This is a genomic window from Gordonia sp. w5E2, from assembly GCF_036540975.1.
Lineage (GTDB): Bacteria > Actinomycetota > Actinomycetes > Mycobacteriales > Mycobacteriaceae > Gordonia > Gordonia jacobaea.
The window spans coordinates 3,178,074-3,192,740 of the sequence record NZ_CP144213.1; the positions used below are offsets into that span (position 1 = coordinate 3,178,074).

Genomic DNA, 14,667 nt, shown 5'->3' on the forward strand with positions numbered 1-14,667 from the left:
GAGGGGCGTCCGAGGCGCCTGAACAGCCGGTCTGCGTCGTCGAAGCACTTACTCAGGAAACACCTGTACATTGTGATCGTCATTACGCGGCTGGCGATCGTCAACACGAGTCATCACGAGCAGGTTGCAAAGCAACCGCATCTGGATTCCATGTGCAGATCGTATTGGCCGCTGACCGTTACGGTGTGCATGACCCGCCGCTCAGGCGGGACCGGTGTTAACAAGAGTGGAGCATGTGAATGATGAGGAAGCTGACAGCGATGCTGGCTGTTCTCGCAGCGGTATTGCTTGCCGGCTGGGGGTCCGGTAGCGCCACTGCTGCCCCGGCAAAAATCTACCTCGGCGGCGGCTCGGGAATCCTGGTCCTCAAGGGAGGCAACAGCGCGGCCGCCTGCACCCTCACCACGATCGGCAACGCCAAGACCGGCGAGTTGATCGGTATCACCGCGGGCCACTGTGGCAAGCCGGGACAAAAGGTGGTCTCCGAGACGTTCCAGAGCCGCGGCCAGGCGGGCACCATCACCTATTCGGATCCCAAAGAAGACGTGGCGATCATCGAGTTCGACAGGAGCCGCGTCGTACCGCTGCGCACCGTGAACGGTGTGACGATCAACCGCATCGACCCCACGCCCCTCAGCTTCCCCACCATCGCGTGCAAGCAGGGTCGCACCACCGGCAACACCTGCGGCATCGCGTGGTTCTCCGACGGTGACGCTCACTTCTCACAGATCTGCGTCATCGAAGGCGATTCGGGCAGCCCCGTGGTTGTCGGCGACCGACTCGTCGGCATGGTCAACGCGTACTACTTCGTCGGCTGCATCGGACCGGAGACCGGAACGAACATCGGCCCCGTGCTCGATTACGTGAAATCGACCAGGTACAAGGGTTTCTCGCTGATCTGATCGACTGATCCCAGAACCGACGCAACACCCCGAGGCAAGCAATTTGCCTCGGGGTGTTGCGTTTTCGCGTGAACGACTTCAGGTCGACGCCGAGCGCCACCGGCACAACGACACCGGCCCGGCTCCCTGACGGGAACCGGGCCGGCGCTGAGTGCTTTGAATATCAGGCGGTTTCGGTGATCGGACGATCCACCCAGCTCATCAGGTCGCGCAGCTTCTTGCCGGTGACCTCGATCGGGTGCTCGGCGTTCTTCTTACGCAGATCCTCGAGCTCCTTGTTGCCGCCCTCGACGTTGGCGACGAGGCGCTTGACGAAGGTGCCGTCCTGGATGTCGGAGAGGATGGCGCGCATGCGGTCCTTGGTGTCGGCGTCGATGACGCGCGGGCCCGACAGGTAGCCACCGAACTCGGCGGTGTCGGACACCGAGTAGTTCATGCGGGCGATGCCACCTTCGTAGATCAGGTCGACGATGAGCTTGAGCTCGTGCAGCACCTCGAAGTAGGCCATCTCGGGTGCGTAGCCCGCCTCGACCATGACCTCGAAGCCGGTCTTGATCAGTTCCTCGGTGCCACCGCAGAGCACAGCCTGCTCACCGAAGAGATCGGTCTCGGTCTCTTCCTTGAAGGTCGTCTTGATGACACCGGCGCGGCCACCACCGATGGCCGAGGCGTACGACAGTGCGAGCGCCTGTCCCTCACCCTTGGGGTCCTGGTCGACGGCGATGAGGGCGGGAACGCCCTTGCCGTCGACGAACTGACGACGCACGAGGTGGCCGGGGCCCTTCGGGGCAACCATCGCGACGGTGACGTTCTCCGGAGCCTTGATCAGGCCGAAGTGGATGTTGAGGCCGTGGCCGAAGAACAGCGCGTCGCCGTCCTTGAGGTTCGGCTCGATGTCCTCGGTGAAGATCTTGGCCTGCGAGGTGTCGGGTGCGAGCAGCATGATGACGTCGGCCCACTCGGCGGCCTCGGCGTTCGACATGACCTTGAGGCCCTGCTCTTGCGCCTTCTCGCGCGACTTGGAGCCCTCACGCAGGCCGATCGCCACGTCGACGCCGGAGTCGCGCAGCGACAGCGAGTGCGCGTGGCCCTGGCTGCCGTAGCCGATCACAGCAACCTTGCGGCCCTGGATGATCGACAGATCGGCATCGTCGTCATAGAACAATTCGATCGCCACAGTTGGATTCCCTTCGATATCTACTTGTGCCCCAGTCGAAGTGGTCTCGAGGCGGGGGCTCGTATGTTGTCTTACGACAGGTTGTTTTCTTCAGAACGTCAGCGGTTGGCCGACATGCTCTTGGGTCCTCGACCCAGTGTGACCGCGCCGGACTGCGCGATCTCGCGGATGCCGTACGGATCGAGCATCCGCAGCAGGGCCTCCAGTTTCTCCGACGTTCCGGTCGCTTCGACGGTCAACGACTCGGGCGAGACGTCGATCACCTTGGCGCGGAACAGATTCACGACCTCGATGACCTCACTGCGCACCGAAGCGTCGGAGCGCACCTTGACCATCATCAGTTCGCGGGACACCGACGACGCCGGGTCCTGCTCGACGATCTTGATCACGTTGATCAGCTTGTTGAGCTGCTTGGTGACCTGCTCGAGTGGGAAGTCCTCGACGGAGACCATGATGGTCATTCGCGAGACACCCTTCATCTCGGTCGGGCCGACAGCAAGTGATTCGATGTTGAATCCGCGGCGCGAGAAGAGCGACGACACGCGTGCGAGGACACCGGGAAGGTCCTCGACCAGAACGCTCAGGGTATGAGTACTCACTTCCGACCCTCCTGGCCGAGATTGGTCTGCTGGTTGACGATTTCGTGGATGTCGGCGACGTCCTCCGCGGCCGACTCGTCGTCGTCGAAGAGCGGCCGGATGTCGCGTGCGGCCATGATCTCGTCGTTGCCGGTACCCGCTGCGACCATCGGCCAGACCTGGGCGTCGGCGCCGACGATGAAGTCGATGACGACCGGGCGGTCGTTGATCTCACGCGCCTGGGCGATCACGTCGTCGACGTCGGCTTCGTTCTCGACGCGGAATGCCGCGCAGCCCAACGCTTCCGCGAGCTTGACGAAGTCGGGGATGCGTCGCGAGTGGGTCGAGAGGTCGGTGTTGGAGTAGCGCTCCTCGTAGAAGAGCGTCTGCCACTGACGGACCATGCCGAGGTTGCCGTTGTTGATCAGTGCCACCTTGATCGGGATGCCCTCGATCGCGCAGGTGGCCAGCTCCTGGTTGGTCATCTGGAAGCAACCATCGCCGTCGATGGCCCACACCTCGGCGTCGGGATCGGCCATCTTGGCGCCCATCGCCGCGGGAACGGCGTAGCCCATCGTGCCGAGACCACCGGAGTTCAACCAGGTGCGCGGCTTCTCGTAGGAGATGAACTGTGCTGCCCACATCTGGTGCTGACCGACGCCCGCGCAGTACACGGCGTCGGGGCCCGCGAGCTGCCCGACGCGGGAGATGACGAACTCCGGCGACATCGAACCGTCGGCGGGACGGTCGTAGCTCACCGGGTAGGTGCGGCGGATGCGGTCGAGGTAGGTCCACCACTCGGTGAGATCCTGCGACGTGTCGCTGGTGGCACGCTCGTTGCGCAGCGTCTCGATCAGATCGGAGATGACCGCCTTGCAGTCGCCGACGATCGGGACATCGGCGACGCGGTTCTTGCCGATCTCGGCAGGATCGATGTCGGCGTGGATCACCTTCGCGTCGGGCGCGAACGACGCCAACTGTCCGGTGACGCGGTCGTCGAAGCGTGCGCCGAGAGTGATCAGCAGGTCGGAACGCTGCAGTGCCGCAACGGCTCCCACAGTGCCGTGCATGCCGGGCATGCCGAGGTGCTGCTGGTGCGAATCCGGGAAGGCACCGCGAGCCATCAGCGTGGTGACAACGGGGATGCCGGTCAGCTCGGCAAGCTCGAGCAACTCGGGCGACGCGTTGGCCTTGATCACACCGCCACCGACGTAGAGCACGGGGTGCTTCGCGGCGTTGATCAGTCGAGCTGCCTCACGAACCTGCTTGCCGTGCGGCTTGGTGACCGGACGGTAGCCGGGCAGATCGATCTGCGGCGGCCACGAGAAGGTGGTCTGCGCCTGCAGGATGTCCTTGGGGATGTCGACGAGAACCGCTCCGGGACGGCCACTCTCGGCGATGTGGAACGCCTCGGCCATGACCCGGGGGATGTCGACGGCATTGCTCACCAGGAAGTTGTGCTTGGTGACCGGCATCGTGATGCCGGAGATGTCGGCCTCCTGGAACGCGTCGGTACCGATCAGTGCCCGGCCGACCTGGCCGGTGATCGCCACGACGGGCACCGAGTCCATCTGCGCGTCGGCCAGCGGCGTGACGAGATTGGTCGCACCGGGACCCGACGTCGCCATCATGACACCGGCGCGGCCGGTGACCTGTGCGTAGCCGGTGGCAGCGTGACCAGCGCCCTGCTCGTGACGAACGAGAACGTGGCGCACCTTCTGCGAGTCCAGGAGGGGGTCGTAGACCGGCAGAACAGCGCCGCCCGGAATACCGAAAACCACCTCGACGCCGAGCTCTTCGAGTGATCGAACCACCGACTGCGCGCCGCTGACCCGCTCGGGTGCGACGGTGTTCTGCGGCACGGCGCGGAGCGTGCCCGCCGCCGGTGATTGTTCGCGCAGCACGTTGGCTGCGGTGCCATTACTCTTGGCTGCGGGCTCGGTTGTGGCATCGGCCCCGCTGGCGGCGCGTGCTGTTGGTGCGCTCACTGCACGGTCCTCACATCTTCTGTTCGGCGTCCTGCGACGGACTGGGATTCGATTGATTTGTGATTGCGCATGGAGATCGGTTCACCATGTCGTTGACAACAAAAAACCCCCGACAGCAAGGCTGTTCGAGGGTGGCGCGTCGATGCTTGTTGGGTCTACGAAGTGACCGATCAGGCGACGACGCGCCGGCCGATTACTACGAGAAGATCCTTGTGCATCACGTCGTTCACGGTAGGGCTGTGCACATCACTGAGTCAAACTACGGACACTTGAGTCCCACATCGTGGGAATGCACTGCATGGACGGGCCATCTCGCGAGGATGTCACAATGGGGTCGTGCCTTCGTCTGACCAGCCGACTTCCAGCGACCTCCCCGACGACGTTTCCCCGAGCGAGGACCTGTCTCGTGAGGATCACCTGTCCCACGAGGACTCATCGGCAGAGGACGCAGTCGAGTTGCCACAGGCATTCCGGGTACAGAAGCTGGCGTACTTCGCAGTGCCCGCGGCGTTCGTCGTGGCAATCATCCTTGCGGGCACGTCGCTGGTGTGGCTCGGCTGGACGCTGATCATCCCGATCCTGCTCGCCCTGTGGATCGGACGAATCCGGACCGTCGTCACCGAGGACGGGATCACCGCGGTCGGCACGTTCCGCACCAGGCACATCGCGTGGTCGGACATCGCGGGCCTGCAGTTCTCCAAGTGGGGACCCGTGCGCGCGGTGTTGTCCGACGGATCGAGGGTCCGGTTGCCCGCGCTGATGTTCCGCGACCTCCCGTTGCTGTCGGCGGCGAGTCGCGGCCGCATCCCCGATCCGTACGCCGCGGCCGCAGCAGCAGAATCCTGACATCACCAGCGCTGCTGGCCCGGCCGGATCCCGGCCTTCGCGTTAAGGTTCTTCAGGTGGCAAGCCCCACTGTTTCCGCCCACGACATCGACGACCTGATCAACGCGGGCGAGCTGGCCCAGACGTCTGAATACCTGGCCAGCCTCCCCCACCACGACGTTGCGGCCATTCTGGACAGACTCCCCCGCGAGCACAGTGGTATCGCCTTTCGACTACTGCCCAAGGACGTCGCCGTAGACGTCTTCGACGACCTCAGCCCGCGGTCGCAGCGTCACCTGATCGACGACCTCGGCACCACGGCGGTCGCCGAGGCGTTCGACAATCTCGATCCCGACGACCGCGCAGAACTACTCGATGAATTGCCCGCGGCCGTCGCCAAGACGTTGATCGCGGACCTGACGCCCGAAGAACGTGACGCGACCGGCGTCGTCCTCGGCTATCCGCGAGGTTCGGTCGGCAGGCGGATGAGCCCCGAAATAGTCCATGCCTACGTCGACGAACCGGTCGCCGCGGCTCTCGCACGCGTCAAGGAGCGCGGCTCCGAGGTCGAGACGATCTACACCATCCCGGTGATCAATCGCCATCGCGTCCTCGAGGGCGTGGTGAGCTTGCGCGATCTCCTGCTCGCCGAGCCCGAGACCCTCGTCGGCGACCTCATGCGCAAGCCCGTCGCGGCCAACGCCGACGACGACGCGGAGTCGACCGCACAGCGCTGCGTCGACCGCGGCATCCTCGCGATGCCGGTCGTCGACAGCGAGAACAGGGTCGTCGGGGTGCTGACCCTCGACGACGCAGTCGAGGTGATCGAGCAGGCCCGCGACGTCGACGAGGCACGTGCGGGCGCAAGCGAACCACTCGACGAGCCGTACCTGCTCGCCTCGGTCTTCTCCATCACGCGATCACGGATCGTGTGGCTCTTCGTCCTTGCCATTTCGGCGATACTCACGGTCAACGTGCTCGAGATCTTTGAGGCGACGCTCGACGAAATGGTGGCTCTTGCCCTGTTCATCCCCTTGCTGACCGGTATCGGCGGCAATACCGGTTCGCAAGCCGCAGTGACGGTCACCCGAGCCCTGGCCGTCAACGACGTCACACCTCGCGACGTCGTCCGGGTCGTCGGCAAGGAGTTCCGAGTCGGACTGACACTCGGCGTCAGCCTGGGGCTCGTCGGATTCGTGGTCGCGGGCCTGGTCTACGACTTCCGGATCGGCACGGTCATCGGCGTGACCATCGTGTCGATCTGCACCATGGCCGCGACGGTCGGCGGACTCATGCCGCTGATCGCCAAGTCGATCAAAGTTGACCCCGCGGTGTTCTCCACTCCGTTCATCTCGACCTTCTGCGACGCAACGGGCCTGCTGCTCTACTTCATGATCGCCAAATCGGTACTGGGTATCTGAACCGCTGCAGCTGAAGCGCTGGGCGGCCGGCACGACCGGGCCGTCGGCCGACATCTGTTTTGTTCCCGCACGTCAGCGGGGAGTACCGTTGATGAGCGAACCCGCTTCGCCACGCCCATCGGAGTGACGACGCGAGTTGGCTCAGCCCAGTCGAACCCGGTGCGGACCCGCCGAGGTGTCAGGCCAGACGAACGTTTCCGATCGCACACGAAGACGGTGAGCGAATATTCGCGTCTGGTGTGGCGTTGAGACGTCACAGCGCCGTAGTCGGCGCATCGCGAGTCCACACGGTCCGCCCCGCGCGGACACCGAACGATCGAGGAATTCCCATGCCAGCCCTGAGGTCGCGAACCACCACCGTCGGACGAGAAGCAGCCGGAGCCCGCGCACTGTGGCGTGCCACCGGCATGACCGATGACGATTTCGGCAAGCCGATTGTTGCGATCGCGAACTCGTACACGCAGTTCGTGCCGGGCCATGTGCACCTCAAGAACGTCGGCGAGATCGTGGCCGACGCCGTGCGCGCTGCAGGCGGCGTTCCCCGTGAATTCCACACAATCGCCGTCGACGACGGCATCGCGATGGGTCACAGCGGCATGCTCTATTCGCTGCCTAGCCGCGAGATCATCTCCGACTCTGTCGAGTACATGGTCAACGCGCACACCGCCGACGCCCTGGTGTGTATCTCGAACTGCGACAAGATCACTCCCGGCATGCTCAATGCCGCGATGCGCCTGAACATCCCGACGGTCTTCGTCTCGGGTGGCCCGATGGAAGCGGGCAAGGCCGTGATCGTCGACGGTGTCGCGCAGGCGCCAACCGACCTCATCACCGCCATCTCGGCGTCGGCGAACAACGACGTCAACGATGACGGCCTCACCGAGGTCGAGCGTTCGGCCTGCCCGACGTGCGGTTCCTGCTCCGGTATGTTCACCGCCAATTCGATGAACTGCCTGACCGAGGCACTCGGTCTGTCGCTGCCGGGCAACGGCTCGACGTTGGCGACACACGCCGCGCGTTACGACCTGTTCAGTCGCGCGGGCACCACCGTGGTCGAGGCGGCCAAACGCTACTACCGCGACGACGACGATTCGGTCCTCCCTCGCAGCATCGCGACCACGACGGCCTTCCGTAACGCGATGGCGCTCGACGTCGCGATGGGCGGCTCGACCAACACCGTGCTGCACATCCTCGCCGCCGCTCAGGAGGGCGAGGTCGCCGACTTCGATCTCGATGTCATCGACGAGATCAGCCGAAACGTGCCGTGCCTGTCGAAGGTCGCACCCAACTCGGACTACCACATGGAAGACGTCCACCGCGCCGGCGGCATCCCCGCCATCCTCGGCGAGCTTCGTCGTGGCGGACTGATCGACGACACCGTTCCCACCGTGCACTCGAAGACCATGGCCGACGCCCTCGACGACTGGGACATCCGCGGCGGCAAGGCCACCGACGCCGCGATCGAACTGTTCCATGCCGCACCGGGTGGCGTGCGGACCGTCGAACCGTTTTCGACGAAGAATCGGTGGAGTTCACTCGACACCGACGAAGAGGGCGGTTGTATCCGCGACGTCGAGCACGCGTACACCGCAGAGGGTGGACTGTGTGTGCTGCAGGGCAATCTGGCCGAGGACGGGGCCGTGCTCAAGACGGCAGGCATCAGCGAAGACCTCTGGCATTTCGAGGGTCCCGCACGCGTCGTCGAAAGCCAGGAGGAGGCCGTGCAGGTCATCCTGTCCAAGACCATCCAGGCCGGTGAGGTGCTCGTCGTGCGCTATGAGGGTCCTTCCGGCGGCCCCGGCATGCAGGAAATGCTCCACCCGACCGCCTTCATGAAGGGCACCGGCATGGGCAAGAAGTGCGGGCTGATCACCGACGGCCGGTTCTCCGGTGGCTCGTCGGGTCTGTCGGTCGGCCACATCTCGCCTGAGGCCGCCGCTGGCGGCGTCATCGGTCTGATCGAAGACGGCGACCCGATCCTCATCGACGTCAAGACCCGCGCGTTGAAGGTGCTCGTCGACGACGACGTGCTCGCCGAGCGTCGCGCCAAGATGGAGGCTTCCGAGCGTCCATGGCAGCCCAAGGATCGCCAGCGCACGGTGACGACAGCGCTGCGCGCCTACGCCAAGCTGGCCACGTCCGCTGACAAGGGCGCTGTTCGCCGGGTCGACTGAGCGTCCGGCGAAGACCGCCGACCAGAAGGGCCCGACCAACTGGTCGGGCCCTTCTTCATTACGTTCTGTAGTTATAGCGGGGCTGTCTCTATTGCGGGGCCGTCAGCTCGGGTTGCCCGGAGAGGTGAACGGGTCGGTGCCGTTGCAGAAGATCCAGATCACGCAGGCGACGGCGATCCCGATGACCAGCCACAACACAGAGCCGACGAACGGTCTGCGAGCCCAGCCACGCGGATAGTCCAGCGAGTAGAGCCCCGGCCCGGTGAGGATGATGGCTGCGGCGGCCGCGGCCATCATGAGTTCGAACTCGACGCCGTTTGCGCTCGCGAAGAACTCGAATCCACCGCCGATGGTCGTCTTGAATGCGGCCGCCAGCAGCGCCACGGCGAGAATCGCCGACGCTCCGATCGGCGTGAGCAGCCCGACGATCACCATCAGACCGCCGATCGTCTCGGCGAGCGCGATGCCCGCCGCCAGCGGCTTGGCGGCATCGGCTGCGAACCCGATCGCGGGGTTCGCGGGGTTGAGGAGTTCGTTCTGAAAGCCGTCGAGGCCCGTGCCGTTCCACCAACCGAACAGGCGCGACAAGCCGTGCGCCATCGCGACGACACCGACGGCCACGCGTAACAGCAGCAGCCCGAGGTCGAGGGTGCCGCGTCGCGCGCGTGGCTCCGCGACCGCGACCGAGTCGTCGTGGTCGGCGTGCACCTGCGCAGGCGCAGGGTCGGCGTGGGCAGTGTGGGCGTGGGCAGAGTGGGCGTGCGCACTGTCGAAGGCGGCCGTATCGGCGGGTTCGGGGGTGGCAGGGTCGGACCCGGGGTTGCCCGTGTCGATGATGGCCGTGTCGTGGCGCTCCGGCGAGCTGTCGGCCGAGGGATCGGCGACCTCCGCGTACCCGCGCGTGGGCTGGGGCGTTGGAGGTACAGGCGTTGCAGGTACAGGCGTTGCGGGTACAGGTGTTGCGGGCTCCTGTGCCGCGGCGGGACTCTCGAAGCGCTCGGTTGTGGCGTCGTCGCCGCGTTGCGGCGCGGGCCTGCGGCGCCGGCGCTGTCCTGTCTCCCCCGCGGGCGGCGGCGGGGACGCCACCGAGGGCGGCGTCGACGTGCCTGCCCGTGGCGTCGTCTTCCCGGTCGGCATGTTCTTCGCGGCCGACGGGGTCGCAGAGAACGGGCGGGTGTGCACCTCGTCCGGATCGAGATCGTCAAGTTCGTCGACGCGAGTCATACGTCCGCGAGAATGCCTGTCGTAGAAGGCATCTCGGTCGTCGGCCGGGCGTTGCTGGATGGGGATGCGTCCGGTCGTCTCGTCGTACGGACTCGCCGAGTCCCCGTCGGAACCAACGTAGGGTTCGCTGCTGCCGGTCTCCGCGTTACCGGCCGCCACGCGCCCGGTTCCGGTGCCGCGCCCGTGATCGTCGGAGCCCGACGCCGCTCCGGAGACGTCGTCGGCAGGAGTCCGGTCGTCTCGTTCAGTCACACAGTCGACTGTAGAGCGTCGTCAACGGGCCACCTCCCAACAGCGCGCGGTGAGTCGTCGACCATCGCCTACTGTGGTGTGCATGCGAGAGGGGCGGAACGAGCGGCACCGAACCGCCAGATCCCGGCGGGTGCGCCTGTGGGCACTGCTGACGGGCGCAATGATGCTGGTGGCCGTCGCACTCACCGGGTGCGCCGATTTCTCCGCTCAGGACCGCGACCGCTCGGCAGGCGAATTCTCGGCCAACAACGACTCGCCCCGCAAGCAGCAGCAGACGCCGACACCCGAGCCCAGCACACCGCAGAATCAGGGTCCGCCGCCGACCGGCCCGTGCGTCGATCCCGACCCGCAGGTCATCGCCACATGTCTCGCGTCGACCGGAGGACTGATGCCCGGCGACGATCAGGCAACCACAACGGTCGTCGCCGAACGCACGACAGGCAAACTGATCACCGCAAAGCGATACGGACCGCAACGAGCGATCGCGTCGTTCGACGTCGACGGTTCGGGCGACGGCGGACTCGTCGACTTCGCGTTGTCTCCGACGTACAGCCAAGACCGCCTCATCTACGCGCTCATCACCACCCCGTCCGACAATCGCGTGGTCCGCATCGCGCCGGGCGACGTCGCCAAGCCGATTCTCACGGGCATTCCGAAGGGCGCCACCGGAAACATGGGAGCACTGTACTTCCGCTCCCCCACCGAGCTCCTCGTCGCGACGGGCGACGCGGGTGATCCGTCGGCGGCAGCAAACCCTGCGTCGCTCGCGGGCAAATTGCTCTCCGTCACCTCGTTCGGGTCGGGTGCGAATCCGCCTCCCAAGGTCGTCGCGTCCGGCTTCGGATCGAACGTGGCACTGTGCCACAACGACAGCGGAGGGCTCTACGTCGCTGATCGCACCGCGACCGAGGATCGCTTGCAGATCGTCGAGTCGGGCGGACCCAAGGTGCTGTGGACGTGGCCCGACAAACCCGATGTCGCGGGTTGCGCTGTCTCGTCCGGTCAGATCTTCGTGACCACCACACGCACCCAGCAGATCCTCGCCCTCACCGAACCGACTCGCGACAAGCCGACGATCACTCCGCCCGCTGTCGTTCTCGAGAAGCGTTACGGCGCTTTGGGCAGGATCGTCAGCTCTGCAAGTGGCGCAATGCTTTTCGCCACCGTCAACAAGGCGTCGGGTAACCCTGTCGGCACCGACGACCGCGTCGTGCGCTTCATCCCGCCCGCGTCGTCGGAGAACCGGACTTAGGGTTACGAGCCGCGTTCACCGTCACCCGTTCGTCGTACGGATTTCGCGATACCGCCGATGAGCGGCGTCGGCGCACTCTACGCTGCCTTCACCACTGATCATTCAGCGAAAGGCACGGCCCATGCGTCGTCGCGGTCTGGTTCTCGTACTCTCGTTCATTTTCACCCTCGCCTTTGGGTCTGCCGGTGTAGCGGCCGCGGCGCCGGGATTGGGGTCATCCGATTTCGGCAGTCTCGGAGGCATTCCCGGCCTGCCGGGCACCTCGGCCGGCTGTTCGGCGGAACTCTACAGCCCTGGCGATTGGCGACTCGGCCCGAAGGAGTTCGCGACGGAAGCGCCCGTCGGACCCCAATTGGCCGGCTACAAGCGCCTCGGCAACTTCACCGACGGCAAGGACTTCCTGACCAAGTGGTGGGACCCGGACGCGAAGCCCAAAGCAAACTGGCGCTATCCGGAACAACAGGGTTACGTCATCAGGAACGGCAAGCCCATCAAGCACCGCGCCGCGCTGGACGTCGGCAAGAGCATCGACCGATACGGCGGTGAGGGCGGCAACTTCTTCGCCCCCACCGGCACGAGTTACATCAAACGGTCACTGCCGCCGTCGAATCTCGTCAACAGCTCCAGCCCACGGTATTGCAACTACCACGTGTACCGCGTGGTCAAGCAACTCCCGATCTACACCGGACCGATCGCACCGGCCTTCGAACAACCTGGTCTCGGCACTCAGTACGAAGTGGTTCCACAGCTTCTGCCGAGCCGCCCGGAGTGCGGGACCGATGTCAACGTCGGCTGGCTGCTGTGCGCCGGATACCTGCTGCAGACGTTCCCGCCGGTGACAACCGGATGACCGGTATCGACAGCGGGCTCGGCGAATCGATGACGACACGCATCGTCGAGCTCGGCCGTCGTATGGGGGCGGTCGCCGACGACCTCCCCGAGCTGTCACACCTGCGCGACGACGGTGTTCCGTCATGCTGGCAGCAGGACGGCGTGTGGCATCTGACGGTCAGAGAACGTGCACGCATCCTCTCCGACCGACAGACCACCTCTGCCCACGAGTTCCTCTTCTTCGTCGCCGAACAGATATCGGAGGCGATGTCGCGGCGACTGCACCCGCCCGGCACCCCTGATTTCCGCAGGGTGTCGTGGCAGGCGCAGTACGACATCCTGCACGGCGTCGACCCTGAATGGGCCGACACGTGGCTCACTCAGACGCGGTCACGACTGGTCGACGCGGGCGTCGACGACGATGTGCTCGCTCTTCTTCCGAACGCGAGCTGATCGGCCCGGACCTCGTCAGGAGCAGGCCGCGATGACCAGCTCTTTCACACGGGCCGGGTCGGCCTGACCGCGCGTCGCCTTCATCACGTCGCCCACGATCTTGCCTGCGGCCGCAACCTTGCCGCCACGGATCTTGTCGGCGATGTCGGGGTTGGCGGCCAGTGCCTCGTCGACGGCCTTCTGCAGTGCGGAGTCGTCGCGCACCACCTCGAGCCCGCGGTCGGCGACGATCTGCTCGGGTTCGCCCTCGCCGTCGAGCACCGCGACCGCAACCTGCTGCGCGAGCTTGGTGGTCAGCTTGCCCTCGTCGACGAGTCCGATGACGGTGGCGACCTGCGCGGGGGTGATCGGTAGGTCGGCCAGCTCGGCGCCGCGCGTATTGGCCTGCTGCGCGAGGAATGACACCCACCAGCCGCGCGCGGCCTCGGGAGCGGCACCCGCCTCGACGGTCGCGATGATGAGGTCGACGGCGCCGACGTTGACCAGGTCACGCATGACCTCGTCGGACACACCCCACTCGGTCTGGATGCGCGCGCGTAGTACCCACGGCAACTCAGGCAATGCGCCTCGGATCTCGGCCACCCACGCCGAATCCGGTTGCACGGGAGGCAGATCGGGCTCCGGGAAGTAGCGGTAATCCTCAGCGGTCTCTTTCCGACGCCCCGCCGACGTGGTGCCGTCGGATTCGTGGAAGTGGCGCGTTTCCTGCACGACCTCGCCGCCGGACTCGAGAACCGCTGCCTGCCTTCGCATTTCGTAGGTGACGGCGACCTCGACACTCTTGAGCGAGTTGACGTTCTTGGTCTCGGTGCGGGTGCCGAACTCCACGGCATCCTTGCGCATCAACGACACATTGGCATCGCAGCGCAGCGACCCCTGATCCATGCGGACGTCCGAGACGTCGAGTGACTTGAGTAGGTCTCGCAACGCCGTGACGTAGGCACGGGCGACCTCGGGGGCACGTGCCCCGGCACCGGTGATCGGCTTGGTCACGATCTCGACGAGCGGCACGCCGGCGCGGTTGTAGTCGAGGAGTGAGTGATCGGCGCCGTGAATGCGGCCGTCGCCACCCACGTGCAGTGACTTGCCCGTGTCCTCCTCCATGTGGGCGCGCTCGATCTCGACACGCCACGTCGTTCCGTCGGAGAGCGCGACGTCGAGGTATCCCTCGTAGGCGATCGGGTCGTCGTACTGCGAGATCTGGTAGTTCTTCGGCTGGTCGGGATAGAAGTAGTTCTTCCGCGCGAAGGTGCTCGACGGCCGGATCGAACAGTTCAGCGCCAGCCCGATGCGGATCGCGTATTCGATGGCCTTGGCGTTTGCCACCGGGAGCGAACCGGGCAGGCCGATGCACACCGAGCACACCTGGGTGTTGGGATCGGCGCCGAACGTCGTCGGGCACGCACAGAACATCTTGGTGTCCGTACCGAGCTCGACGTGTACCTCGAGTCCCATCACGGGATCGAACTTCTCGATGACCTCGTCGTAGTCCATCAGTTCGGCGGTCGCGGCAGTCATGGCGTCCAGTTTATGCGTGCGCGCATCGCCGGGTCGGTCGGGTCGTGTGCATCGATAGGCCGCGCGGGGCCA

General features: G+C 65.5%; 12 protein-coding genes. 7 read left to right on the plus strand and 5 right to left on the minus strand.

The window, feature by feature from the left end; translation table 11 throughout:
• The first annotated feature begins 239 nt into the window (after nt 1-239).
• Nucleotides 240-902, plus strand: a complete 663-nt coding sequence (locus RND64_RS14320; protein WP_049698396.1) for a peptidase S1 family protein — start codon at nt 240-242, stop codon at nt 900-902.
• 163 nt (nt 903-1,065) lie between these two features.
• Here the strand turns inward: RND64_RS14320 and ilvC are convergent, their stop codons facing one another.
• The 3 genes from ilvC to RND64_RS14335 form a co-directional block, all read right to left on the minus strand.
• Entirely contained in the window at nt 1,066-2,079 is a 1,014-nt protein-coding gene (gene ilvC / locus RND64_RS14325) for a ketol-acid reductoisomerase (RefSeq protein WP_049698397.1), read from the minus strand.
• 98 nt (nt 2,080-2,177) lie between these two features.
• Nucleotides 2,178-2,678 (minus strand): acetolactate synthase small subunit, encoded by a 501-nt coding sequence (gene ilvN, locus RND64_RS14330; protein ID WP_049698398.1) that lies wholly within the window; start codon nt 2,676-2,678, stop codon nt 2,178-2,180.
• The gene (locus tag RND64_RS14335; RefSeq protein WP_049698399.1) at nt 2,675-4,645 is read right to left on the minus strand and encodes an acetolactate synthase large subunit; all 1,971 of its coding nucleotides are present in this window, start codon (nt 4,643-4,645) and stop codon (nt 2,675-2,677) included. The genes ilvN and RND64_RS14335 overlap by 4 nt, the downstream gene beginning before the upstream one ends.
• Nucleotides 4,646-5,044: 399 nt before the next feature.
• On the opposite strand from RND64_RS14335, the gene RND64_RS14340 reads away from it, so the two are divergent.
• The 3 genes from RND64_RS14340 (at nt 5,045) to ilvD (ending at nt 9,065) form a co-directional block, all read left to right on the plus strand.
• Entirely contained in the window at nt 5,045-5,491 is a 447-nt protein-coding gene (locus RND64_RS14340; protein ID WP_414652041.1) for a PH domain-containing protein, read from the plus strand.
• A 56-nt stretch (nt 5,492-5,547) separates the two neighbouring features.
• Complete coding sequence (gene mgtE, locus RND64_RS14345) at nt 5,548-6,891, plus strand: magnesium transporter (RefSeq protein ID WP_049698401.1); 1,344 nt, start codon at nt 5,548-5,550, stop codon at nt 6,889-6,891.
• Nucleotides 6,892-7,220: 329 nt separating this feature from the next.
• On the plus strand, nt 7,221-9,065 hold the full coding sequence (gene ilvD / locus RND64_RS14350; protein ID WP_049698402.1) for a dihydroxy-acid dehydratase: 1,845 nt from the start codon (nt 7,221-7,223) through the stop codon (nt 9,063-9,065).
• 102 nt (nt 9,066-9,167) lie between these two features.
• Here the strand turns inward: ilvD and RND64_RS14355 are convergent, their stop codons facing one another.
• Nucleotides 9,168-10,541 carry a DoxX family protein gene (locus RND64_RS14355; RefSeq protein WP_235434312.1) on the minus strand — a complete coding sequence of 458 codons (1,374 nt, stop codon included), beginning with the start codon at nt 10,539-10,541 and terminating at the stop codon, nt 9,168-9,170.
• An 82-nt stretch (nt 10,542-10,623) separates the two neighbouring features.
• Here RND64_RS14355 and RND64_RS14360 point away from each other — a divergent pair, with 82 nt between their 5' ends.
• The 3 genes from RND64_RS14360 to RND64_RS14370 all read left to right on the plus strand — a co-directional run bounded on the left by RND64_RS14360 (nt 10,624) and on the right by RND64_RS14370 (nt 13,077).
• Nucleotides 10,624-11,793 carry a PQQ-dependent sugar dehydrogenase gene (locus RND64_RS14360; RefSeq protein WP_231894270.1) on the plus strand — a complete coding sequence of 390 codons (1,170 nt, stop codon included), beginning with the start codon at nt 10,624-10,626 and terminating at the stop codon, nt 11,791-11,793.
• Nucleotides 11,794-11,914: 121 nt separating this feature from the next.
• A complete protein-coding gene (locus tag RND64_RS14365) occupies nt 11,915-12,643 on the plus strand; it encodes a TNT domain-containing protein (RefSeq protein WP_049698403.1) in 729 nt (242 codons plus the stop codon).
• A complete protein-coding gene (locus RND64_RS14370) occupies nt 12,640-13,077 on the plus strand; it encodes an Imm63 family immunity protein (RefSeq protein ID WP_049698404.1) in 438 nt (145 codons plus the stop codon). Before RND64_RS14365 ends, RND64_RS14370 begins: the two co-directional genes overlap by 4 nt.
• A 15-nt stretch (nt 13,078-13,092) precedes the next feature.
• On the opposite strand, the gene gatB is transcribed toward RND64_RS14370, so the two are convergent.
• The gene (gene gatB, locus RND64_RS14375; RefSeq protein ID WP_049698405.1) at nt 13,093-14,595 is read right to left on the minus strand and encodes an Asp-tRNA(Asn)/Glu-tRNA(Gln) amidotransferase subunit GatB; all 1,503 of its coding nucleotides are present in this window, start codon (nt 14,593-14,595) and stop codon (nt 13,093-13,095) included.
• Between the last annotated feature and the right edge of the window lie 72 nt (nt 14,596-14,667).

Coding starts and splice junctions, on each gene's coding strand:
- RND64_RS14320 (WP_049698396.1), top strand. CDS start 240: ATGATGAGGAAGCTGACAGCGATGCTGGCTGTTCTCGCAGCGGTATTG.
- ilvD (WP_049698402.1), top strand. CDS start 7,221: ATGCCAGCCCTGAGGTCGCGAACCACCACCGTCGGACGAGAAGCAGCC.
- RND64_RS14360 (WP_231894270.1), top strand. CDS start 10,624: ATGCGAGAGGGGCGGAACGAGCGGCACCGAACCGCCAGATCCCGGCGG.
- RND64_RS14365 (WP_049698403.1), top strand. CDS start 11,915: ATGCGTCGTCGCGGTCTGGTTCTCGTACTCTCGTTCATTTTCACCCTC.
- RND64_RS14370 (WP_049698404.1), top strand. CDS start 12,640: ATGACCGGTATCGACAGCGGGCTCGGCGAATCGATGACGACACGCATC.
- gatB (WP_049698405.1), bottom strand. CDS start 14,595: ATGACTGCCGCGACCGCCGAACTGATGGACTACGACGAGGTCATCGAG.